The sequence below is a fragment of the Acidocella sp. genome (genome assembly GCF_028687955.1).
Taxonomy (GTDB): domain Bacteria; phylum Pseudomonadota; class Alphaproteobacteria; order Acetobacterales; family Acetobacteraceae; genus Acidocella.
In genome coordinates this window covers 21,464-41,594 of record NZ_JAQTZC010000012.1, presented here as the reverse complement: position 1 = coordinate 41,594, position 20,131 = coordinate 21,464, and the positions used below count along the sequence as shown (strand labels likewise).

Here is a 20,131-nt window from a genome sequence, read left to right as displayed (position 1 = left end):
GCCCATTCGGCGCGGCAGGCAGCGGCGATCCGGCTATGGGCGACGAAGTCTCGCTGAAACCGCCATGTTCCGGTACAAGACCATCATCGGTCGGCGACTTCACGCTCGGACTCTATCCAATCAACAGACCGAAGCCAAAATTGCCTGCAACGTCCTGAGCCGGATGGCCGGCCTCGGTATGCCGGTGTCCGTGAGGGTCAGATAAACGCCGCCACCATGACGACCACCAACCCTGACACGACTCATGCAACAACGCCCCTCAACTGCTTACACAGTGCCTACATTTTTTCGGGCCAAGAAATGTAAGCACCAAAAGCGAAGGGCCGCTTTGCGGCGGCCTTCTCATAATATTCTGATTTTCCTGAGAAAATCTGGAGCGGGCGAAGGGATTCGAACCCTCGACCCCAACCTTGGCAAGGTTGTGCTCTACCCCTGAGCTACGCCCGCTCATGGCGTGAGCGGCTCTTTAAGGCCCCTTGAGGAGGATTGCAAGCCTCCCCCGCATGTTCGTTGGCGTGGGGTGTGAGCGCGCGGATTGATACTATATACTGCCCCAAGGAAACCTATACGGATCAAGAGTGATGAGCAGCCTTTTCAGTACCGAGACCGATGCGATCCCGGCGCCGCCGCCGGCCAATATGATTATTGACAGTGACCAGACCAGTTTTATGGCTGATGTGGTTGATGCGTCGCGTGAAATTCCCGTGCTGGTGGATTTCTGGGCGACGTGGTGCGGCCCGTGCAAAACCCTGACGCCGGTGCTGGAAAAAACCGTGCGCGCGCAGGGCGGGCGGGTGCGGCTGGTAAAAATCGACATCGACAAGAACCAGGCGCTGGTGGCGCAGCTCACCCGCATGGGGCTGCCGTTGCAATCGGTGCCGACGGTGGTGGCATTCTGGCAGGGGCAGGTGGCTGATACCTTCTCCGGTGCGCTGCCGGAGAGCGAGGTGAAGCGATTCGTCGAGGGGTTGCTGAAAATGGCAGGCTCGGCGGCGCCTGGTGCGGAGCTGATCGCGCAGGGCAAGGAGTTGCTGGAACAGGGCGATGCCGAATCGGCGGCGCAGCATTTCGCCGCCGCGGTGCAGGCGGACCGTGAGAAGCCAGAGGCGTGGTCCGGCCTGGCGCGGGCGCTGATCGCGCTGGGCGATGAGGAGCAGGCTGGCGAGGTGCTGGCCGGGGTGCCGGAGAAGCTGGCGGAACATGCTGAAATCGCGGGCGCGCGTTCGGCGCTGGCGCTGGCGGCCGAGGGGCGCAAGGCGCAGGGCGCGCGCGCCGGGCTGGAGGCGCGTCTCGCGGCGAACCCTGATGATTTTGAGGCGCGCTATGAGCTGGCGACGGCGCTGAACGCCTCAGGCGAACGCGGCGCGGCGGCGGATGCGCTGCTGGACATCGTGCGCCGCAACCGGGCCTGGAACGAGGACGCCGCGCGGCTGCAACTGCTGAAGTTCTTCGAGGCCTGGGGGTTTGACGATGAGGCCACCATGGCGGCACGGCGTAAGCTTTCAGCTTTGTTGTTTCGCTAGCGCATGGCGGTTTTGCCCTCCGCGTTGGAAAATCTGCCGGAGACGTTCGCGGTGTTTCCCCTGGCGGGAGCGCTGCTGCTGCCCGGCGGGCGGTTGCCGCTGAACATCTTCGAGCCGCGTTACCTCGCTTTGGTGGAGGATGTGCTGGCCTCTGGGCGGATGCTGGGGATGGTGCAGCCCGACAAACGTCTGTCGCGCGGCGAAAACGGCCCCGGCCTGTACCGCATTGGCTGCCTGGGGCGGATTTCGGCGTTTGAGGAGAGTGGCGACGGGCGTTACCTCATTACGCTGACCGGGGTGGCGCGGTTTACCATTGTCGAGGAAGTGGAGAAGCGGCGCGGCTACCGCCGGGTACGCGGCGCCTTTAGCGGTTTTGCGGCTGATCTGCAGGAGCCGCAGGTGGGGTTGCCCTTCGAGCGGAGCGTATTGCTGGCCGCGCTGCGGCGTTATTTCGCCAAGGCCGGGGTAGAGGCGAACTGGGACACCATCGCGCAAATGCCCGACACGGCGTTGGTGGTCTCGCTCGCCATGGCCTGCCCGTTTGACGTTGAGGAGAAACAGGCTTTGCTGGAGGCGCGCGATGAGGCCGAACGCGCCCGCGCGTTGCTGGCGCTGCTGGAGATCAATGCCTTCGAGGATGGGCATGGCGAAGATGACGATAAACCGAAAGCAAGTTGAGCATGGATAAAGAAGATAAAGAACCGCCGGTCGACCCGCGGCTGCTTGAGATATTGGTCTGTCCGCTGACCCGCGGACCCCTGACCTATGACCGTGAGCACGGCGAGCTGATCTGCCCCAAGGCCGGTCTGGCTTACCCGATTCGCGACGGCATCCCGATCATGCTGGCGGAAGAAGCCCGCGTGCTCGAGCCGTGAGCACACCGGCGCAGATCAAGTTGAGGCGGGCGGAAAACCTGCTCGAACTGAGCTATGAGGATGGCCGCGTGCTGAGCCTGCCGGCGGAGTATCTACGGGTGGAGAGCCCCAGCGCCGAAGTGCAGGGGCATGGGCCGGGGCAGGCGGTGTTGGTGACGGGCAAGATGCATGTCGGCATCATCGGCATTGAGCCGGCTGGCAATTACGCGCTGCGGCTGAGTTTTTCCGACGGGCATGACAGCGGGATATTTTCCTGGGACTATCTTGAGGAACTGGGGCGCGAACACGCCATCCGCTGGCGGCGTTACCTACAACGGCTGGAAGCCGCGGGCGCCAGCCGCGCGTGATGGAACAGGACGAGGCCGAGCCGGTTATCAGTGAGCGCCGGATGCGGTTGATAGCGGTGATCATCGCGACCGCCCTGTTCATGCAGAATTTGGACTCCACCGTTATCGCCACCGCGCTGCCGGCAATGGCGCGCAGTTTCCATGCGCCGCCGCTGCATATGAGCGTGGCGTTGACCTCGTACCTGATCAGTCTTTCAGTGTTCATCCCGGCCAGTGGCTGGGTGGCGGACCATTTCGGCGCGCGCCAGGTGTTCCGCATCGCGATCATGATTTTCACCCTGGCCTCGGTGGCCTGCGGGATGGCGCCAAACCTTGGGTTTCTGGTTGCCGCGCGGGTGGTGCAGGGGCTGGGCGGGGCGATGATGCTGCCGGTCGGGCGGCTGGTGCTGCTGCGCTCGGTCAGCCGCGCGCAGATGGTGGTGGCAATGTCCTGGCTCACCATGCCGGCGCTTGTCGGCCCGATTCTGGGGCCGCCGCTGGGTGGGTTCATCGTCACATATTTTTCCTGGCGCTGGGTGTTCGATATCAACGTGCTGATCGGCATTATCGGGGTGATCGCGGTGAGCCTGTTCATTCCCGACAGCCGTGAGGCCGGGCGGGGCGGCAGGCTGGACTCCTGGGGGCTGATCCTGACAGGGTTTGCCATGGCGGCGATGATGGCGGGGTTCGAGACCGCGGGGCGCAGCCTTGTGCCGCTTTCCTGGACGCTGGGGGCGCTGGCGGCCGGCGTGGGGGCGGTTTGGCTGTATCTGTTGCACATGCGCCGTCACCCGCAGCCGGTGCTGGATTTCTCCCTGCTGCGGATACCGACCTTCGCCAATTCAGTGGTGGCGGGAAGTTTGTTCCGCATTGCCGTGGGGGCGTTGCCGTTTCTGCTGCCGCTGATGCTGCAGCTTGGCTTCGGCAAGTCGCCGATGCAGAGCGGGTTGATCACCTTTGCCTCGGCGGCCGGGGCGCTGGCGATGAAGCCCGCCGCGCAGCCGTTGCTGCGGCGGTTCGGCTTCCGGACCGTGCTGATGCTCAACGGCTTTGTCGCGGCGTTGTTCATCATGGCCTGCGCCAGTTTTCAACCCGGCTGGCCGCCGCTGGTGTTGGATGGTATTTTGCTGCTGGGCGGGTTTTTCCGTTCGTTGCAGTTCACCGCTTTCAACACCATTGCCTATGGCGATATTCCGCGTGCGCGGATGTCCGCCGCGACCACGCTCTATTCCACCATTCAGCAGCTCACGCTGACCTTGGGGATCGTGGTGGGGGCCACCACGCTGGAACTTTCAGCCCGGTGGCACCAGCACGCCGTGGCGATGAAATCCGACTACGCGATGGGGTTCATTGTGGTTGGGCTGTTCTCAATGATGGCGGTGCCGTTTTGCGCGCGGTTGCGCCCGGATGCAGGGCAGGCATTGAGCGGCCACCGCGGGTAGCTCAGATCTCCCAGGCGGTGGCGGCCAGACGGGCGGTGTGGATGCCGCATTCGGTCTTTTTTTGTCCGGCCCAGCGGCCGGAGCGTTTGTCCTGGCCGGGCAGCGGGCGCAGGGTGCAGGTGGCGCAGCCGATGGAGGTGTAGCCCTGGGCCTGGAGCGGGTGGCGCGGCAGGCCGTGGGTGATGAAATAGGCGTCCATTTCGTCATCGCTCCAGAAGGCCAGCGGGTTGACCGTGGTGCGGCCGTCGGCCCCTGGCTCCACCAGTTGCAGATTGGCCCGCCCGCCGCCCTGAACGCGCTTGCGCCCGGTGATCCAGGCGGTGAAGCCTTCCAGGGCTTCGTCCAGCGGGTTGGTCTTGCGGATGGCGCAGCACAGTTCGGTGTCGCGCTCCCAGAGCGTGCCCTCGGGGTCCCAGGTGGCGAGCTGCGCCGGGCTGGGACGGATGTTGCGCACGCCGGTGAGGCCGAGCTGGGCGATCAGCGCATCGCGGTAGGCCAGGGTTTCGGGGAAGAGTTTGCCGGTTTCGAGAAAGATCACCGGGGTGGCCTTGTCGATCTGCGCGGCCATATGCAGCAGGATCGCCGATTCTGTGCCGAAGGAGGATACTAGGGCGATTTTGCCGGCGAAACGGGAGGTGATGGCATCAGCCAGCACGGTCTGCCCGGCGGCGGGGTCTACCGTATCGAGCATCACGCGGCGTCCTTGATGTTTTGCCAGGTCAGGGGCGGGAGGGGAAGGGTGGTCATGGCGGATACCTAAGAACAAAGAAGGTGAACTTAACGGGGGGTGGGGCAGGAGAGCCAACAGCGTTCCGTCAGCAGGGTCTCGATGCGCTGGCTGATCTCGGGCATGCTCAGCCCCTCCGCGCGCCAGCGGTGGCGCAGGGCGGCGATTTCCTCCACCCGCGCGCCCCATTCAGGGCCGAAACAGGCTTCCAGACCGCGCCGGACGCCCCGCGCCAAGCCAGGGGCGGCGCCGTTGGTGGAGACGGTGATGAGCAGGTCTCCGCGCCGCACTTCAGCGACTGAATGGAAGTCGCAGCCGGAGGGGACATCCTCGACATTCACCAGCACGCGCGCCGTGCGTGCGGCCTGTGCCAGCCCGGTGGCGAGCGGTTCGGGCAGATCGCTGATCCAGAGCAGGTGCAATTTGGCCAGGGCGTCGTCATCGGGCAGGCAAGGGCGGAGGAACGCCCCCGCCGCTGCGGCTAGGGCCGGCGTGGGTGCATCGGCGAACACGAGGACGGCTTCGGCCCCCGCGCGGCGCAACGCCAGCAGCCGGCGCAGGGTGAGCGCGCCATTGCCGGCAACGGCAAGCTGGAGGTGTTTCGGGTCGATGGCCAAGGGAATCATGAACTCTTAGAAAATGATTTTTTCTCCAAGATCAATGAGGCGAGAGAAATAAGCATATTCTTCTTTTTGTCTTATGTAAGACAAAAACATTTAGCGCTTCAGGCTGGATTATCGCAAAGTGAAACTTAGAAAATCTCTATCGGATTGGTGTGGTTATGGCCTGCCGGGGCGAGAGGGATGGCAAGGGCAGTGGCATCGCTACCCGAGAGTTCGAGGACAAATACCGTGCCCAAGGGGCCGGTTTGCGCCAGACTCAGCTCGCCGCCCTGGGCGCGCATGAGGTCGCGGGCGATGACAAGGCCGAGTCCTGAGCTGCCCTGGCGTCCCGAGCCGGAGAAAGGCTTGAACAGATTTTGCAGCACGCGCGGGGGCAGGCCGGGGCCGTAATCGGTTACGACGATTTTGTTGGCGCCGGGTTTGGTCTCTGCGGTCACCACTGCGGCCTTGGCGCCTGCCTCGGCCGCGTTGCGCAGCAGGTTGAGCAGCACACGGTAAATATGCATGCGGTCCAGCGGCAGGACCAGACTGGCGGGTACAAGATTCTCGATAGTGATGCCGGTGCCGTCCGGGCGGACCACCTGGGTGGCTTCGTCCACCACCTCGCGCAGGCAGACAGGCGTGCGGGTGAGCGCGGGCGGCCCTTCGCGCGCGAAATCCACGGTTTGGCTGACCAGCTGGGCGGCGCGTTCCACCGCCGGGATCAGCGTGCGCGCGGCGCGTTGGACCGTGGGGTCGGTGCTGTCCTGTAAATGACCGGAAACGAGCAGCGCAGAACTCAGGATGTTGCGCAGGTCATGGCTTATTTTTGTGACCGAGGTGCCCAGGGCGGCGAGGCGGGCGTTGCGCCATAGGGCGGCGCGCATTGTCTCGAGCATGGTTTTCAGCTCCTGCGCGGCCTCGGCGACTTCATCGTCGCCCCGGCTGGCCAGCGCGGTCAGCGCGCCTTGCCCGGTGTGCTCCGGGTCGTTGTGGAAGCCGGAGATGCTCTCGGTCATAATCCGCAAGGGGCGAACCAGCAGCCGGTTGAGAGCGGCGAACACCAACAGCCCGGTCACCAGCGCGACGACGGCCGAGATTGCCGCCAGGTGCGAGGCATAATTGCGCAACTCTTGGCTCAGACCGGCGCCGTTGACCTGAATTTCGACCATTATGTTGTTCTGCAGAGGGCTTGGCGCAATCACCTCCACCGGCGCGCTCTCCAGCCCCGCGATACACCTGATGGCGCACCAGGTGCTGTGAAGGACGGTTTCACCAGCCAGATAGAGCACCCGTGCCGGTGGCGTGGGGTGGAGGGGGAGGATTTGCAGCACTGTGCCGTCCGGCTCGGTCAGCTTGATCGATTCGATGCCTGTTTGCTGCGCCAGCTGCTGATAGGCCGCCGGCATGGGACCGCCATTTTGTGAAGCGCCGGCCGAGAGTGCTGCGATATGCGCCAGGCTTATGCGTTGCCACATCCAGCTCTGGCGCTCAGTGCCCAGGCTTGGCGTGAGTACCACCAGCTCGACAGCGAGAATGATCGCCACGGTCAGCCAAAGCACACGGCCCGAGAGGCTGGTGCCGAACAGCTCAAGCTGGAGGTGGCGCATGAAGCTTTTGCGCACGGGGCGCCTCATGCGGAAAGGACGATTCCGGCAGCCTCCCGTCCGGCGATGAACAAATTGTCGAGGAAGGTTCTCTCGGTGTTCATCTTGGAGGTCAGCGGATGGCGGGCAAGCGCGGCGTCGGCGGAAATATCGAGCAGCCGGACCTGCTTGGGCAGCAGCGCAACCTCTGCGTCCAGCGGGGCCTGGAAGGCGATTTCATGCAGGCGGTGGACAATGTCAGCCGTGCTGTTGGGCACGCCCTTGCGCACACGCGGTTGCGCGCGGATCAACACCAGCCGCTCCGGGCGGGGAGAGAGCACGGGGGCGAGGGCCGGGTTGCAGGAGTAGCCGCCGTCCCAATAGTGGCGCCCGTCGATGCTCACGGCAGGGAACATCATCGGGATGCAGGCCGAGGCCAGCAGCACGTCAACGCTCATTTCGCTGTTGTCGAATATTTTCGCGGCGCCGGATTCGACATCGGTTGCGGCGACGTAGAGGCGCGGCGCATCGGCACTGCAGATGGCGTCCAGGTCCAGCAGTTCGGCGAGCAGGGGGCCGAGCGGATTCTGCCCGAAGGGGTTGAGTTGGCCGGGGTTGAAGAGGCGCAACGCGCTGGTGATGCCGGCCCAGGCCATCTCGTTGCCCAGTTCCATTCCCTTGTCCCAGCCCCAGAGCCAGTCCATCGAAGCGTTCACGGGGCCGAAAACATGCGCCTCGGAGACCCGGTGCCATAATTTGCTGACCGCGGCGCGCGCGCCCTTCGGCCCGTTATGGACGTAGCCCTGTACCGCCATGGCGGCGATCATCGCGCCGGAGGAGACGCCGGTGACGGCGGAGAAGGTCAGCCCGTCCTCCAAAAGGCGGTCCAGCGCGCCCCAGGTGAAGGCGCCATGCGCCCCGCCCCCTTGCAGGGCCAGAACGGTGCGCGGCCGAGTCGCTGAGGATATATGCATGGGAGCAAGCTGCACTTTGTAGCGGGCCAGAGCAAGCGCCGGCGCCTTTGCATTGACGGCGCGCCGCGCGCCGCCTATACCCCGGCCTCGTTGCGCCGGACCGGGGACGGTTCGGCCGAAACCTGTTTTATCAGCTTATATTAGCTATCGCCGGAGTGAATCACGTGAAACGGACCTATCAACCTTCCAAACTTGTCCGCAAGCGCCGGCATGGTTTCCGCGCCCGCATGGCAACCGTTGGCGGCCGCAAGGTTATCGCCAACCGCCGTGCCAAAGGCCGCGCTAAACTTTCTGCCTGATTTCCTCTCCTCCCGCGCGCCTTTAAGGGCCTGACAATGCCCGCATTGTCTCCACCGGAAACGTTTAAGCGCCGCGCGGAGTTTCTGCGTATGGCCTCGCGCGGGCGGAAAATCGCAAAACCTGGTTTCGTGATGCAATTTTGCGCCACCGGAGGCCAGGCCCCTTTGCGGACCGGCTACACCGCCACCAAGAAAATCGGCAACGCCGTGGCGCGCAACCGCGCGCGGCGGCGGCTGAAAGAGGCTGCGCGGCTGGTTTTGGCCGGGCGTGATCTCTCTGGCATTGAGCTGGTGTTGATCTGCCGGCAGGAAACGGAGCAGTTGCCGTTTGAAAAATTATGCGCCGGTATTGAATTGGCGCTCGCGGAGGGCCGCAAGTGAGCCCGGCGGCCTATATGCTCTCGGGTGCGATCCGCGTCTATGAACTAACATTGCGCCCTGTGATCGGCGCGAATTGCCGTTTTTACCCCTCCTGCAGCGCCTATGCGCGGGAGGCGATTTGCACGCACGGCGCCGGGCGCGGCAGTTTGCTGGCCGGGCGCCGGATTTTGCGCTGCCATCCCTGGCATCCGGGCGGCTTCGACCCGGTTCCACCACTCAAGGACTCGTAAAGCCCCATGGACCAGAAGCGCCTGATGCTTGCCATCGCCCTGTCACTCGGCATCATGCTGGTGTTTCAGTACGCGTTCCAGAAATATTTGCCGCATCCGGCGCCCGTGCCAACAACGCAGAGCACAACGCAGGTGCAGGGCGCGAGCGGCGCGCCCGCCAGTGCGGCCAGTCCGGCGGCGGTGGCCGTGGCCACCGGGCCAAGCCTGCCGGTTGACGCGCCGAAGCTCTCCGGCAGCGTGGTGCTGACCGGCGCGGTGTTCGACGATGTCGTGCTGAAAAACTATCACGAGACGATCGCCAAGAATTCGCCGCTGGTGCAGATCCTCGGACCGCGCGGCGGGCCGAAGCCGAGCTATGTGCAGTTTGGCTGGACCCCGGTTGGTGGTGTGAAAGTGCCCGGTGACTCCACGCTGTGGACCGCGAGCGCCGCTAAGCTCACGCCGCAGACGCCGGTGACGCTCTCCTGGGATAACGGTCAGGGGCTGACCTTTCAGCTGATCCTTTCGGTTGATGACAATTACATGTTCACGGTGAACCAGCAGGTGCTGAACCACACCGGCGCGGCGGTAAAACTGTTTCCGTGGTCGCGCGTCGTACGCGATTATGTGCCAGCCGAGCCCACGACCTATATATTGTTTGATGGCCCGCTCGGTGTGTTCAACAAGACGCTGAAGCAGGAATCCTATAAATCCTTGAAGTCTGATGGCGAGAAGGCGGTCGGCGGCGTCGCCTATAGCGAGACCAGCCCCGGCGGCTGGATCGGCATCACCGATAAATACTGGCTGACCGCCTTGGCGCCTGATCAGGCGGTGAAGTTCACTGGCAGCATGAGCTATGGCACGGTCAGCGATGGCGGCGGTGGCGCGTATCAGACCTCGTTCATCACCGCGGACCCGCAGACCGTGGCGGCAGGCGCCACGGCGAGCCTGACCAGCCATCTGTTCACCGGTGCGAAAGTGGTGAAGATCCTCGATGCGTATCAGAGCGAATTCGGCATCCCCGATTTCTATAAGGCGGTGGATTTCGGGCATCTCTACATCATCACCAAGCCGATCTTCTTCGCGCTTGACTGGCTGAACTCGCTGCTCGGCAATTTCGGCCTGGCGATCATCGTGTTCACGGTCGGCATCAAGCTGCTGTTCTTCCCGCTGGCGAGCTACTCCTATCGCTCGATGGGCAAGATGAAGCTGGTGCAGCCCAAGATTAAAGCCCTGCGCGAGCAGTACAAGGATGATAACGCCAAGCTCCAGCAGGAGACCATGGCGCTCTACAAGGCGGAGAAGATCAACCCCGCCTCCGGCTGCTTACCGATGCTGGTGCAGATTCCGGTGTTCTTCTCATTGTACAAGGTCATCTTCATCACCATCGAAATGCGCCAAGCACCCTTCTTTGGCTGGATTCATGACCTCTCGATGCCCGATCCCACCAATTTGTTCAATCTGTTCGGGTTGATCCCTTTCGACCCCACCACGATAAGCCCGTTACTGCATATCGGTGCGTTGCCGATCATCATGGGCTTCACCATGTACCTTCAGCAACGGCTCAACCCGGCGCCGGCTGATCCTGTGCAGGCGCGCATGTTCCAGTTCATGCCGCTGATATTCACCTTCATGCTGGCGCGCTCTCCTTCCGGCCTTGTGCTATACTGGGCTTGGAACAATCTTCTTTCGGTAGGACAACAATGGCTGATCATGCGCCAGGCGGGCAACCCACGGGCGGCGGTAACGGCGAAAACATAGTTTTCGCGGCCGGGACTTTCAGCTCGGAGCAACTGGAGGCGGGGCGGAAACTCTTCGCCTCGCATTGCGAATTTTTCTATGCGGCGCAGGCGCTCGACCATCTGCCCGCGCCCAACGGGATTGAGGTCGCCTTCGCGGGACGCTCAAACGTTGGTAAATCCTCGTTGCTGAACGCGCTGACGGGGCGCAAGGCGCTGGCGCGCGTGTCACACCAGCCGGGGCGTACCCGGCAGTTGAATTTCTTCCAAATGGAATCCGCGCCCATCGTGCTGGTGGACATGCCGGGCTACGGCTATGCCGAGGCGCCCAAAGCCATCAAGCGTGACTGGCAGGGGCTGATGCTGGATTATTTGCGCGGGCGGCCGAACCTGCGCCGGGTGTTTCTGCTGCTGGACGCGCGCATCGAGCTTAAACCCGCCGATGAGGTGGTGATGGAGTTGCTCGACCAGTCGGCGGTGGCCTACCAGCTGGTGTTGACCAAGGCTGATGACGTGAAGCCGGCGGCGCTGCGCCGCAAGCAGGACGAGATCACCGCGCTGGCGAAGGAGCACCCGGCGGCGCTGCCCTTCGTGCTCACCACTTCCAGCACCACGGGGCTTGGCATGGATGATTTGCGCGCCAGCATCGCGGGCTTTATTTAGCAGCAGAGTTTTTCCAGGAGCCATGATGAATACCGAGGAGCTGAAATCCGCCGCCGCCCAGGCGCATATCGTCGCCAGCGCGCTGCCGTTTCTGCGCCGCTATGCGGGCGCCACCATCGTGGTGAAATACGGCGGGCATGCGATGGGTGAGGATATTCTGGCGGGCGAATTCGGCCGCGACATCGCGTTGCTCAAGCAGGTCGGCATCAATCCGGTGATCGTGCATGGCGGCGGGCCGCAGATTAACGCCATGCTGGACCGGCTGGCGATTAAATCCAACTTCATTGATGGGCTGCGCGTGACCGATGCCGCCATGGTCGAGGTGGTGGAAATGGTCCTGGCAGGCAGCGTGAACAAGCAGGTGGCGGGGTTGATCAACCGCGCCGGCGCGCTGGCGGTGGGGATTTCGGGCAAGGATGGCGGGTTGATCCGCGCGCGCAAAATGCACCGCACCAAGAAGGACCCGGATTCGCATATTGAGAGCGTGCTGGATCTTGGCTTTGTCGGCGAGCCCGCCTTCATCGACACGCGCGTGATCCATGCGCTGACCGGCGCCGGGCTGATCCCCGTGATCGCGCCCGTTGGCACCGGCGAGAATGGCGAGACTTATAATATCAATGCCGATACGGCGGCGGGCGCCATCGCCGGCGCGTTGAACGCCAACCGGCTGCTGATGCTCACCGATGTTCCCGGTGTGCTGGACAAGACCAAAAAACTGATGCCGGATTTATCGCTGGCGCAGATCCAGGCGCTGATCGCCGATGGCACCATCTCGGGTGGGATGATCCCGAAGGTGGAGACCTGCATGGAGGCCGTCACGCTCGGGGTCAAAGGGGCGACGATCCTTGATGGAAGGGTGCCGCATGCGCTGCTGCTGGAGCTTTTCACCGATGGCGGCATCGGGACGATGATCCACAAATAGAGTGGTACGTTCAGATTTCTGGGGCCAGGGCAGGGTGGCGTCGCGTCCGGCGGCGGAAATAACCAGCTCGCGCACAATGTTAAAGACCCAGATTGATTAATCGTTGATAATGGTGGCGCCGCCCCCGGCCCCCGGCAACAGTTCGTGTTGTTGTTGCGTATGCTTGTTGATGACACTCATTTTGGACAAAAGTGGTTGAATTTGCAATTAATACCAGTCAGCCTTAAGGCTGACTGGTATGCGCGCGGGGCTGGTGGGGCGGCCGCGCGCAAAATCAAGAGCTTATACCAGCCCGCCACCAAATCCAGAGAGTCAAGCTCTTGGCGGGCTGGTATAAAATAATTTGCGGTGCCGCGGCGCCAGCAATGAATATTGCCGTGTTGTTCATGGAACGGAAATGTTTGACAAAATTTGGCGGGCGGCGTTTGGTTCCAAACAAGTCGACATTTCCTGGATAGGCGGCCGATCGCCATTGCATATTATCCAGTGAGCTGGTAATATCATTCAGATTTTTGGCGTGCGGGATGTGGGATTACGGCGGTTCTCGCTGACTCTGAACTACAGTCCTGTGCGCGGGGGGGGTAAGCCAGAGGCTATGCTTCGCTCCGGAAAACAAAAACAAGGTTTAAGAAATTTAAGAGAGGTGACTAATGAACGTGAGCGCATTCCCGCAGAATACAAAAGATTATTTCGAGCAGCTGCGCCAGCCGCCTCTTCTCGCCGTGCCGACATTCCTGCTGTTCGTCGTCTCGATGGCCGGCATCGGCGGGGTCTGGTATCTGGCACTGACGGGTAAGATTCCGTTGTGGACTGGCGCCATTGCCAATGGCCTCATCACCTATCTCCTGTTCAGCGTGATTCACGATGCGGCGCATATGTCGCTCTCGCGCATCAAATGGGTGAACGAATCAATCGGGGCAATCGGGCTGTTCTTCCTGTTTCCCTACGCACCCATGGTGCTGCTTCGCTGGGTGCACAACAAGCATCACAGCTTTGCCAACGGGCCGATGGATCCTGACCGCTTCGAGCATGAATCGCCCTTATGGCAGGTGCCATTTCGCTGGTCGTTTTTTGATGCTGCCTACATCTACTACTTCATCAAGTATGGCCAGACTGTGCGCAAGCGGCATGGCACTGAACTGATCGTGTACTATTCGTTCCTGGCCGCCCTGTTCGCCGCCGCTATGTACCTGGGCTATGGCCTTGACCTGTTCATGCTCTGGTTTGTGCCGTCGCGGATCACTTTGTTCCTTATTGCCATCGTCTTCGTGATCCTGCCGCACTATCCCGCGCTGGTTGCGCAGGATGAGGATCCCTACATGGCGACAACCATGCGTTTCGGCTGGGAGTGGCTGCTGACCCCGGTGCTGGTCTATCAGAACTATCACCTGGTCCATCACCTCTATCCGGAGATCCCGTTCTACCGGATGCACAAGGCCTATTTCGTGAAGTTCGACGAGATCAACCGTCACAACATCCCCCGCCAGACTGCATTTGGTCTTGAGCCGGAGAATATCGAATCGCACCGCGCCTACCGTCATGCGAAAGATTCCGAAGGCATTGTTCCGGCTGAATAGGCCATTGGCTTTGCAGGGCTCCGGCCGGAGCCCTGCAAAGCCGCCTTGCCGGCATTTCTTGACCGAACGCAAACGTTCCCAGCAAAAAAGATGTCGGCTTTGGTGCGGAATTAGGAAGCGGTGGCGGTTCGTTAACTCCATCTCGGTGCGTTTATGTGTCCATGCGTCCGAGCCCACGAACAGCGAGTTCTCTTTTTACAATTCGTTGGGGCGCATGCTGCGCTCAGTAATTCAGTAATGTTGTTGTCGATTTCGATGGTTCCATCGGCAAGGAATTGCTCCAGGCCGTTCCAGTGGTTCAGTGAATAACGGATTACTTCGGCCATAGGACTGCGGGCTCGCAAAGTCTTAAGCTGTGCCTCAAATCAAAGACGTAGATCCGTCACCATCAGCCGGCTGAGTTCCTGGCGCTTAGCGAGGCGCGTGGCCAGATCATAAAAACCGCGCCTCACGTGGCTCCAGCAAAATGCCAGCGCCATCGGCGCATCATCCTGCGCCGGACCGGCAAGTTGCTTGTAGGCATTGTAGCCATCGCATTGCACGATCCCTCGGTACCCGCCGAGCAAAGCATCGGCATGGCGTTTGGCCCGGCCTGTGGCATATTGATAAATCACCGTCGGCGGATCGGCGCCGCCGCAGGCGCGATCATCCCGTGCGGCCACCCAAAAATAGCCTTGTTCCATATGGCCACGCCCTCGGTCATGAAGCGCTCCTGCCAGCGCCAGACAGACGTTTTGCTGGTACCACTGCTGCGCATGATCGCGTCCGTGCCGCAGCCGTCGGCGGTCAGCAGGATGATCTGCCCCCGCCAGACGTGTTTTTTCGGGCTGTTCCGATCGGCGACAACTGCTTCCAGCTTGGTGCGGTCCTGGGCGGTTAATATCACTGTGCGAGGGAACAAAGCCCCTTCGCCTTACTGACTGGTGCTCACATCCCGCCCGGATAGTTGGGGCCGCCAGCACCTTCGGGGACGACCCAGTTGATGTTCTGGGTGGGGTCCTTGATGTCGCAGGTTTTGCAGTGGACGCAGTTTTGCGCGTTAATTTGCAGCTGCGGGTTGCCTGCCTCCTCGCCGACGATCTCGTACACGCCAGCCGGGCAATAGCGGGTCTCCGGGCTGGCGTACTCTTTATAGTTGACGCTGATGGCCTTGCTGGCATCGAGCAGGGTGAGGTGGGGCGGCTGGTTTTCCTCGTGGTTAGTGTTGGAGAGGAAGACGGAGGACAGCCGGTCAAAGGTGATCTTGCCATCGGGTTTGGGGTAGTCGATCGGCTGGCAGTCCTTGGCTTTTTTGAGCTGCAGATGGTCGGCGTGGTTTTTCAGGGTCCAGGGGGCCTTGCCGCGGAAGATGTAGGTGTCGATGGCGGCGTTGATCATGCCGCCGTAAAAACCCCATTTGGCGAAACCGGGGCGCACATTGCGCACGCTGTGCAGCTCGGGCCAGACCCAGCTGGCTTCCAGCTTGGTGGCATAAGCGGTGACTTCGTCCGGGCGCTCACCGGCCAGGGCCTCGGCGATGGCTTCGGCGGCGACCATGCCGGATTTCATCGCGGTGTGGCTGCCTTTGATCTTGGGCACGTTAAGGGTGCCCGCGGCGCAGCCAATGAGTACGCCACCGGGGAAGGTGAGTTTCGGCAGGGACTGAAAGCCGCCCTCATTGAGCGCGCGCGCGCCGTAGGAGATGCGCTTGGCGCCCTCGAAGAACGGCGCGATGGCCGGGTGGGTTTTCGATCGCTGCATTTCCTGGAAGGGCGAGAGATAGGGGTTTTTGTAGTCCAGCCCAACGACGAAGCAGTAGGCCATGAGGTTTTCGCCGAAGAAATAGATGGCCGAACCGCCATAGGTGTCGGACTTTAAGGGCCAGCCGACACTGTGGATGGTGAGGCCTTTTTTGAAGTGTTCGGGTTTGACCTCCCAGAGTTCCTTGATGCCGATGCCGTAGGTCTGCGGGTCGTTTTTGGCGTTGAGATTGAATTTGGTCATCAATTGCTTGGAGAGCGAGCCGCGGCAGCCTTCGGCGAAGATTGTATAGGTGGCGCGCAGTTCCATGCCGCGCTGGAAGTTGCCGGTGGGCTTGCCGTCCTTGCCGATGCCCATGTCGCCGGTGGCCACGCCCGCAACTCGCTCACCCTCGAAGAGCACCTCAGCCGCGGCAAAACCGGGGTAGATCTCCACGCCGAGTTCTTCCGCCTGCTGCCCGAGCCAGCGCACCACATTGCCGAGCGAAACGATGTAGTTGCCGTGGTTCTCCATTGTCGGTGGGATGATGGGCGAGGTGTAGGCCTTGGCCGCGGTGAGATACATGAAGCGATCCTCGGACACCGGGGTGGCGAGCGGGATCAACGAAGGGTCGCATTCGGGGAAGAGTTCCATCAGGGCGCGCGGCTCCAGCACCGCGCCGGAGAGGGTGTGGGCACCGATCTCGCCGCCTTTTTCCACCACGCAGACGGAAAGCTCCGGGTTGAGCTGTTTGAGCTTGACAGCAGCGGATAGGCCGGCAGGGCCGGCGCCGACCACCAGGACATCGAACTCCATCGCCTCGCGCGGTTCCATCTGGTCTGACATCTCGTTACCTCCTGTTGTGCTGGGAGTCGTATAAGGAAACTTGTTAGCTTGCGTAAAGTCTCGGCCATGCGGCCGCTGGCTGGGTAAAGGGTTAAAATCATATTGGCGGTTATTTCAATCGCGGGAGGTATGGTTAAGTATGGATATGGATTTGATCGAGGCGCTGCGCCTGCAAGTGGAGTGGGGGGCTGACGAGGCGCTGCTGGATGCGCCGCAGGACAGGCGTGTGGCCGCGCCCGCCGCCGCGGCCAGTGCTCCCGTGCAGGCGGGGCGGGCTCATCATGCCCCGCGCCATGTTGCGCGCCATGCCACGGTGTTGCCCGCCGGACCAGCGCAGGCCGCGAAAGTGGCGGAGAGTTGCGAGAGTCTGGAAGCCTTGCAGGCCGCCCTGGCGGGATTTACTGGCTGCGCCCTGCGCGATACCGCGACGCAATTGGTTTTCGCCGATGGCGCGGCGGATGCGCGGCTGATGGTGGTGGGTGAGGCGCCTGGCGCGGAGGAAGACCGCGCGGGCAGGCCGTTTGTGGGACCATCGGGGCAACTGTTGGATAAAATGCTGGGCAGCATCGGGCTGGACCGCGCCACGGTGCGCATTCTCAACACCGTACCGTGGCGCCCGCCGGGCGACCGGCCGCCAACTGAGGCCGAGGTGGGTGTTTGCCTCCCGTTCCTGCTACGCCATATCGCCCTGGTGCGGCCGCGCGCGCTGCTGTTGCTGGGCGCGGTGGCGGCCAGGGCGGTGCTGCCGGAGCCGGAGCGTGGACTGGGGATAAGGCGGCTGCGCGGCGCATGGCTGCAGGTGGAAATACCGGGTCTGGCGGCGCCGATTCCGTGCCTGCCGAGCTACCATCCGGCGTATTTGCTGCGCATGCCTGCGGCCAAATCAGAGGCGTGGCGGGACTTGTTGCAGCTGCGCGAATTTCTGGAATTGCTGTCCACCCAGGGTTAATTTGCGCTAATATCACGAAATCGTGATCTGAGAGTTGGGGTGTAACGCCAGGAAACTGCTAAAAACGTCTCGTTCCATGAGAATTGTCTCGCCGGTAGGCCTTGCGTCACAGGGGGTGACTGTGTAGGGAGTTTTCCCATGCGAGGAGCCCTCAACATGCTCTCCCGCCTGAACGTCACCCGGCTCGCTTTGGTCACGGTGTCAGTTTTTGCCCTCGGGCTCGTGGTCCCCACGAGTGCGGCGGCGAAGTCCTCTGATTGGGGACAAGGTACGGGACCGATGCCGCCCCCCTCAGCGCCCGCCAGCGCAACAGGCGGGGAGACTGTCGCTTATGCGGTGCCGCGTAACGCCCCTTCTCCTGACGTTGAAATCGTACTGCCTGAGCCGCTGCCGCCGAGCGCCGTGGCGATGTATCAGCGTATTCTCGCGGCCCAATCGGCCGGAGCGTTCAGCGAAGCGGACCGGTTGATCAGCCGGTTGGATGATTCCACTTTGGTGGGGCCGGTTCTGGCGCAGCGGTATCTGAGCAATAATTATATCACCAAGCCGGCTGAGCTGCTGGCCTGGTACGCGCAATACAGCAGCCAGCCGGAGGCGCCGGATATTTACGCGCTGATGCGGCACAAACTGCGCGCGGACCAGATGCCCCCGGCCCCCGTGGTCGCGCTGCTGCCAGAGGCCACAACTACCGCGGGCGCCGCGGCACGCCCCGTCGCCGCGCCGGACAGCTACAGCTGGCACCGTCAGTTCATGTCCGGTATCCAGGCTTGGGAAAAGGGTGACCTGAGCGCCGCCGCCTCGGCTTTTGACAGCTCGGCCGCAATGGCCGGAATTTCCAGTGACGAGCGCGCCGCCAGCCAGTTCTGGGCGGCCCGCGCCGCGCTGCGGATGCAGCAGCCGGAGGCCTATCTCAACTGGCTGCATCAGGCGGCCTGGTCGGGCGATACGTTCTACGGCATGCTGGCCGGGCGCCTGCTGGGCCAGGGCTTTGGCCCCACCGGCATTGCCGCGACGCTGACGGAAGCCGATATCACCGCTGTGGACGCCACCCCTGACGGGCATCTGGCCTTCGCCTTGTTGCAGATTGGCGCGGACGACCAGGCGGCGGTGGCGTTGCGCGCGCTCTGGCCGCAGATTCAGGCCAACCCGGCCCTCGGCCGGGCCGTGATGGCGGTGGCCGCCCGCGCCGGGCTAGTGGATGTGACCATCGCCATCGCCAGCCAGCTGCCAAACCCGGTTGATGAGATCGCGGGCGCGCGCCTGCCGCTGCCGGCCCTGCACCCGGATGGCGGCTTCACGGTTGACCCGGCGCTGGTCTATGCGGTGGCGCGCACGGAATCGGGCTTCAACGAGACGGCTGTTTCGCGCTGCGGCGCGCGCGGGCTGATGCAGCTTATGCCGGTCACGGCTTCTTATGTCCGCCGGCAGGAGGGGGTGAGCGGCTCGCTGGACGATCCTTCGGCTAATCTTGCCCTGGGGCAGGGGTATATCCGCTATCTGGGTGCGCAGCCGGGGATTAAGGGCAATCTGCTGGCGATTCTGGCCAGCTACAATGCCGGGCCGAATGCCGTCGCCGGGTGGACCTCGCAGGATGAAGGCGACCCGCTGCTCTTCATCGAGACCATTCCCAACGATGAGACCCGCCGCTTCGTGCGCCAGGTGATGGCTGACAGCTGGCTGTATGCCGAAGAGATCGGGCTGAAGCCGGAGAGCCTGGACCAGCTGGCGGAAGGGGATTTTCCCACGTTGAACCAGAACTTTTATACCGCATCGGCAAACTGAGGCATGGCCGGGATGGACGAGAGCCGTGTTTTTCTCCCCATGCACATTGCGGTGGCCACCATTTCGGACACCCGCACAGCGGCGAACGACACCTCAGGCAGCACGCTGGCCGCGCGCTGGGCGGGGTGGCAAGCGGCACTTATCTGTTCGCACGGCCCGGCAGCACAGGCGCGGTGAAGGACGGCTGGGACGATATTTTGCGCTACCATCTGGATTCGCGCCATCGCCCCTGCAATTTGGTGGAGCTGATGCCGTGGCTGAAGGAACATCTGCCGGGTTAAGGTGCCGCGCCGCCGGTTGCGCCAACAGGCCCGCCGAAACAGACCTGGATGAAGGGGAGGGGCGCAAGCCGCGCGATGATTCTTGGCCGGTGGCAGATCGCCGCTCTTGCAAACCGGACAGGCGCACCAAAATGAGCAACTATGCCGTGCGCGAGGGCGGCCCGAGGCGGTGCAGGGTGCGGGCAAGGGCATCCGCGCCGCCGTAGGCCGGAAGCATCAGCCGTTACAATTTCATGATGATCAGCGCCACCGGCGCGCAGGGTAACGCTCGAAAAATTATTCCTTTCCGATGCGCCGGCCGGTGGCATCCACCACGGCTTGCCCGTCCTCCTTCGTGAAGGCGCCTTGCTGCGGGGCGGTTAGCAGTTCCAGAACCAGCTCTGACGGGCGGCAGCTTCTGGTGCCCTTGGCGGTCACAACCACCGGGCGGTTGAGCAGGCGCGGGTGCGCGGCGATGGCGTCAAGAATCGTGTCATCGGCCACATGGGCGTTGAGGCCAAGCTCGGCGGCGCGTGGTTCCTTCTCGCGCAGCAGCGCGCGCGCGCCGCCCGCCTGTTCGGCCAGAACCGCCAGTTCCGCGCGGCTGGGCGGGGTTTTCAGGTATTCGATTACGACGGGTTCGATACCGGCGTTGCGGATCATCGCCAGCGTGTTGCGCGAGGTGCCGCAGGCGGGGTTGTGGTAGATGGTGACGGACATGGCGGAGGCT

At 62.8% G+C, this 20,131-nt stretch carries 21 protein-coding genes, 1 tRNA gene and 3 pseudogenes; 16 read left to right on the top strand and 9 right to left on the bottom strand.

What is annotated here, in order from left to right; genetic code table 11:
* Positions 1 to 372: 372 nt before the first annotated feature.
* A tRNA-Gly gene (locus PHE40_RS03000) sits at positions 373 to 447 on the bottom strand.
* Between the two features lie 134 nt (positions 448 to 581).
* On the opposite strand from PHE40_RS03000, the gene PHE40_RS02995 reads away from it, so the two are divergent.
* The 5 genes from PHE40_RS02995 to PHE40_RS02975 are packed head-to-tail and all read left to right on the top strand — an operon-like array spanning position 582 to position 4,166.
* Positions 582 to 1,523, top strand: coding sequence for a tetratricopeptide repeat protein (locus PHE40_RS02995; RefSeq protein WP_299957785.1), 942 nt, complete (start codon positions 582 to 584; stop codon positions 1,521 to 1,523).
* A 3-nt stretch (positions 1,524 to 1,526) separates the two neighbouring features.
* Positions 1,527 to 2,201, top strand: a complete 675-nt coding sequence (locus PHE40_RS02990) for an LON peptidase substrate-binding domain-containing protein (protein WP_299957782.1) — start codon at positions 1,527 to 1,529, stop codon at positions 2,199 to 2,201.
* Positions 2,202 to 2,203: 2 nt separating this feature from the next.
* Positions 2,204 to 2,398 (top strand): Trm112 family protein, encoded by a 195-nt coding sequence (locus tag PHE40_RS02985; protein WP_299957779.1) that lies wholly within the window; start codon positions 2,204 to 2,206, stop codon positions 2,396 to 2,398.
* On the top strand, positions 2,395 to 2,745 hold the full coding sequence (locus PHE40_RS02980; RefSeq protein WP_299957776.1) for a DUF971 domain-containing protein: 351 nt from the start codon (positions 2,395 to 2,397) through the stop codon (positions 2,743 to 2,745). The genes PHE40_RS02985 and PHE40_RS02980 overlap by 4 nt, the downstream gene beginning before the upstream one ends.
* Positions 2,745 to 4,166: an MFS transporter gene (locus tag PHE40_RS02975; RefSeq protein WP_299957773.1), complete on the top strand. Its 1,422-nt coding sequence runs from the start codon at positions 2,745 to 2,747 to the stop codon at positions 4,164 to 4,166. The genes PHE40_RS02980 and PHE40_RS02975 overlap by 1 nt, the downstream gene beginning before the upstream one ends.
* Position 4,167: 1 nt before the next feature.
* Here PHE40_RS02975 and PHE40_RS02970 read toward each other — a convergent pair whose 3' ends face one another.
* From PHE40_RS02970 to PHE40_RS02955, 4 genes are all read right to left on the bottom strand, one after another.
* Complete coding sequence (locus PHE40_RS02970) at positions 4,168 to 4,857, bottom strand: phosphoadenylyl-sulfate reductase (RefSeq protein ID WP_299957772.1); 690 nt, start codon at positions 4,855 to 4,857, stop codon at positions 4,168 to 4,170.
* Positions 4,858 to 4,943: 86 nt separating this feature from the next.
* Complete coding sequence (locus PHE40_RS02965; RefSeq protein ID WP_299957770.1) at positions 4,944 to 5,519, bottom strand: bifunctional precorrin-2 dehydrogenase/sirohydrochlorin ferrochelatase; 576 nt, start codon at positions 5,517 to 5,519, stop codon at positions 4,944 to 4,946.
* A 125-nt stretch (positions 5,520 to 5,644) separates the two neighbouring features.
* A complete protein-coding gene (locus PHE40_RS02960; RefSeq protein WP_299957768.1) occupies positions 5,645 to 7,132 on the bottom strand; it encodes a HAMP domain-containing sensor histidine kinase in 1,488 nt (495 codons plus the stop codon).
* On the bottom strand, positions 7,129 to 8,055 hold the full coding sequence (locus PHE40_RS02955; RefSeq protein ID WP_299957766.1) for a patatin-like phospholipase family protein: 927 nt from the start codon (positions 8,053 to 8,055) through the stop codon (positions 7,129 to 7,131). The genes PHE40_RS02960 and PHE40_RS02955 overlap by 4 nt, the downstream gene beginning before the upstream one ends.
* 164 nt (positions 8,056 to 8,219) lie before the next feature.
* Between PHE40_RS02955 and rpmH the strand changes: the two genes are divergently transcribed.
* From rpmH to PHE40_RS02920, 7 genes are all read left to right on the top strand, one after another.
* The gene (gene rpmH / locus PHE40_RS02950; RefSeq protein ID WP_284259385.1) at positions 8,220 to 8,354 is read left to right on the top strand and encodes a 50S ribosomal protein L34; all 135 of its coding nucleotides are present in this window, start codon (positions 8,220 to 8,222) and stop codon (positions 8,352 to 8,354) included.
* Between the two features lie 36 nt (positions 8,355 to 8,390).
* A complete protein-coding gene (gene rnpA / locus PHE40_RS02945) occupies positions 8,391 to 8,735 on the top strand; it encodes a ribonuclease P protein component (protein WP_299957763.1) in 345 nt (114 codons plus the stop codon).
* Positions 8,736 to 8,749: 14 nt separating this feature from the next.
* Positions 8,750 to 8,965, top strand: coding sequence for a membrane protein insertion efficiency factor YidD (yidD, locus tag PHE40_RS02940; RefSeq protein ID WP_408820918.1), 216 nt, complete (start codon positions 8,750 to 8,752; stop codon positions 8,963 to 8,965).
* Positions 8,966 to 8,971: 6 nt separating this feature from the next.
* Entirely contained in the window at positions 8,972 to 10,705 is a 1,734-nt protein-coding gene (yidC, locus tag PHE40_RS02935) for a membrane protein insertase YidC (RefSeq protein ID WP_299957760.1), read from the top strand.
* Entirely contained in the window at positions 10,648 to 11,346 is a 699-nt protein-coding gene (gene yihA / locus PHE40_RS02930) for a ribosome biogenesis GTP-binding protein YihA/YsxC (RefSeq protein ID WP_408838418.1), read from the top strand. The genes yidC and yihA overlap by 58 nt, the downstream gene beginning before the upstream one ends.
* A gap of 25 nt (positions 11,347 to 11,371) precedes the next feature.
* Positions 11,372 to 12,268, top strand: a complete 897-nt coding sequence (argB, locus tag PHE40_RS02925; RefSeq protein WP_291424522.1) for an acetylglutamate kinase — start codon at positions 11,372 to 11,374, stop codon at positions 12,266 to 12,268.
* A 650-nt stretch (positions 12,269 to 12,918) separates the two neighbouring features.
* Positions 12,919 to 13,845: a fatty acid desaturase gene (locus PHE40_RS02920; protein WP_299957757.1), complete on the top strand. Its 927-nt coding sequence runs from the start codon at positions 12,919 to 12,921 to the stop codon at positions 13,843 to 13,845.
* Between the two features lie 131 nt (positions 13,846 to 13,976).
* Here the strand turns inward: PHE40_RS02920 and PHE40_RS02915 are convergent.
* From PHE40_RS02915 to PHE40_RS02905, 3 genes and pseudogenes are all read right to left on the bottom strand, one after another.
* Positions 13,977 to 14,528 (bottom strand): annotated as a pseudogene (locus PHE40_RS02915) (transposase).
* Between the two features lie 5 nt (positions 14,529 to 14,533).
* Positions 14,534 to 14,746 (bottom strand): annotated as a pseudogene (locus PHE40_RS02910) (helix-turn-helix domain-containing protein); the annotation flags it as partial.
* A 26-nt stretch (positions 14,747 to 14,772) separates the two neighbouring features.
* Entirely contained in the window at positions 14,773 to 16,410 is a 1,638-nt protein-coding gene (locus PHE40_RS02905; protein ID WP_299957754.1) for an electron transfer flavoprotein-ubiquinone oxidoreductase, read from the bottom strand.
* Between the two features lie 139 nt (positions 16,411 to 16,549).
* On the opposite strand from PHE40_RS02905, the gene PHE40_RS02900 reads away from it, so the two are divergent.
* From PHE40_RS02900 to PHE40_RS11010, 4 genes and pseudogenes are all read left to right on the top strand, one after another.
* Positions 16,550 to 17,359 (top strand): uracil-DNA glycosylase, encoded by an 810-nt coding sequence (locus PHE40_RS02900; RefSeq protein ID WP_366523572.1) that lies wholly within the window; start codon positions 16,550 to 16,552, stop codon positions 17,357 to 17,359.
* A gap of 138 nt (positions 17,360 to 17,497) precedes the next feature.
* On the top strand, positions 17,498 to 19,141 hold the full coding sequence (locus PHE40_RS02895) for a lytic transglycosylase domain-containing protein (protein WP_299957752.1): 1,644 nt from the start codon (positions 17,498 to 17,500) through the stop codon (positions 19,139 to 19,141).
* A gap of 12 nt (positions 19,142 to 19,153) precedes the next feature.
* Positions 19,154 to 19,318, top strand: a complete 165-nt coding sequence (locus PHE40_RS11015) for a hypothetical protein (protein ID WP_408838415.1) — start codon at positions 19,154 to 19,156, stop codon at positions 19,316 to 19,318.
* Positions 19,252 to 19,422: pseudogene (locus PHE40_RS11010) on the top strand (molybdenum cofactor biosynthesis protein); the annotation flags it as partial. The gene PHE40_RS11015 and the pseudogene PHE40_RS11010, both read left to right, overlap by 67 nt.
* 276 nt (positions 19,423 to 19,698) lie before the next feature.
* On the opposite strand, the gene arsC reads toward PHE40_RS11010, so the two are convergent.
* Positions 19,699 to 20,121 carry an arsenate reductase (glutaredoxin) gene (arsC, locus tag PHE40_RS02885; protein WP_299957791.1) on the bottom strand — a complete coding sequence of 141 codons (423 nt, stop codon included), beginning with the start codon at positions 20,119 to 20,121 and terminating at the stop codon, positions 19,699 to 19,701.
* Positions 20,122 to 20,131 lie beyond the last annotated feature (10 nt).

Excerpts from the sequence above, each read along its gene's own strand:
- PHE40_RS02895 (WP_299957752.1), top strand. The coding sequence starts at position 17,498 with ATGCGAGGAGCCCTCAACATGCTCTCCCGCCTGAACGTCACCCGGCTC.
- PHE40_RS02900 (WP_366523572.1), top strand. The coding sequence starts at position 16,550 with ATGGATATGGATTTGATCGAGGCGCTGCGCCTGCAAGTGGAGTGGGGG.
- PHE40_RS02995 (WP_299957785.1), top strand. The coding sequence starts at position 582 with ATGAGCAGCCTTTTCAGTACCGAGACCGATGCGATCCCGGCGCCGCCG.
- PHE40_RS02975 (WP_299957773.1), top strand. The coding sequence starts at position 2,745 with ATGGAACAGGACGAGGCCGAGCCGGTTATCAGTGAGCGCCGGATGCGG.
- PHE40_RS02965 (WP_299957770.1), bottom strand. The coding sequence starts at position 5,519 with ATGATTCCCTTGGCCATCGACCCGAAACACCTCCAGCTTGCCGTTGCC.
- yidD (WP_408820918.1), top strand. The coding sequence starts at position 8,750 with ATGCTCTCGGGTGCGATCCGCGTCTATGAACTAACATTGCGCCCTGTG.
- PHE40_RS02920 (WP_299957757.1), top strand. The coding sequence starts at position 12,919 with ATGAACGTGAGCGCATTCCCGCAGAATACAAAAGATTATTTCGAGCAG.
- rnpA (WP_299957763.1), top strand. The coding sequence starts at position 8,391 with ATGCCCGCATTGTCTCCACCGGAAACGTTTAAGCGCCGCGCGGAGTTT.
- arsC (WP_299957791.1), bottom strand. The coding sequence starts at position 20,121 with ATGTCCGTCACCATCTACCACAACCCCGCCTGCGGCACCTCGCGCAAC.
- yidC (WP_299957760.1), top strand. The coding sequence starts at position 8,972 with ATGGACCAGAAGCGCCTGATGCTTGCCATCGCCCTGTCACTCGGCATC.
- PHE40_RS02955 (WP_299957766.1), bottom strand. The coding sequence starts at position 8,055 with ATGCATATATCCTCAGCGACTCGGCCGCGCACCGTTCTGGCCCTGCAA.
- PHE40_RS02970 (WP_299957772.1), bottom strand. The coding sequence starts at position 4,857 with ATGCTCGATACGGTAGACCCCGCCGCCGGGCAGACCGTGCTGGCTGAT.
- PHE40_RS02905 (WP_299957754.1), bottom strand. The coding sequence starts at position 16,410 with ATGTCAGACCAGATGGAACCGCGCGAGGCGATGGAGTTCGATGTCCTG.
- PHE40_RS02985 (WP_299957779.1), top strand. The coding sequence starts at position 2,204 with ATGGATAAAGAAGATAAAGAACCGCCGGTCGACCCGCGGCTGCTTGAG.
- PHE40_RS02990 (WP_299957782.1), top strand. The coding sequence starts at position 1,527 with ATGGCGGTTTTGCCCTCCGCGTTGGAAAATCTGCCGGAGACGTTCGCG.
- PHE40_RS02960 (WP_299957768.1), bottom strand. The coding sequence starts at position 7,132 with ATGAGGCGCCCCGTGCGCAAAAGCTTCATGCGCCACCTCCAGCTTGAG.
- yihA (WP_408838418.1), top strand. The coding sequence starts at position 10,648 with ATGGCTGATCATGCGCCAGGCGGGCAACCCACGGGCGGCGGTAACGGC.
- PHE40_RS11015 (WP_408838415.1), top strand. The coding sequence starts at position 19,154 with ATGGACGAGAGCCGTGTTTTTCTCCCCATGCACATTGCGGTGGCCACC.
- argB (WP_291424522.1), top strand. The coding sequence starts at position 11,372 with ATGAATACCGAGGAGCTGAAATCCGCCGCCGCCCAGGCGCATATCGTC.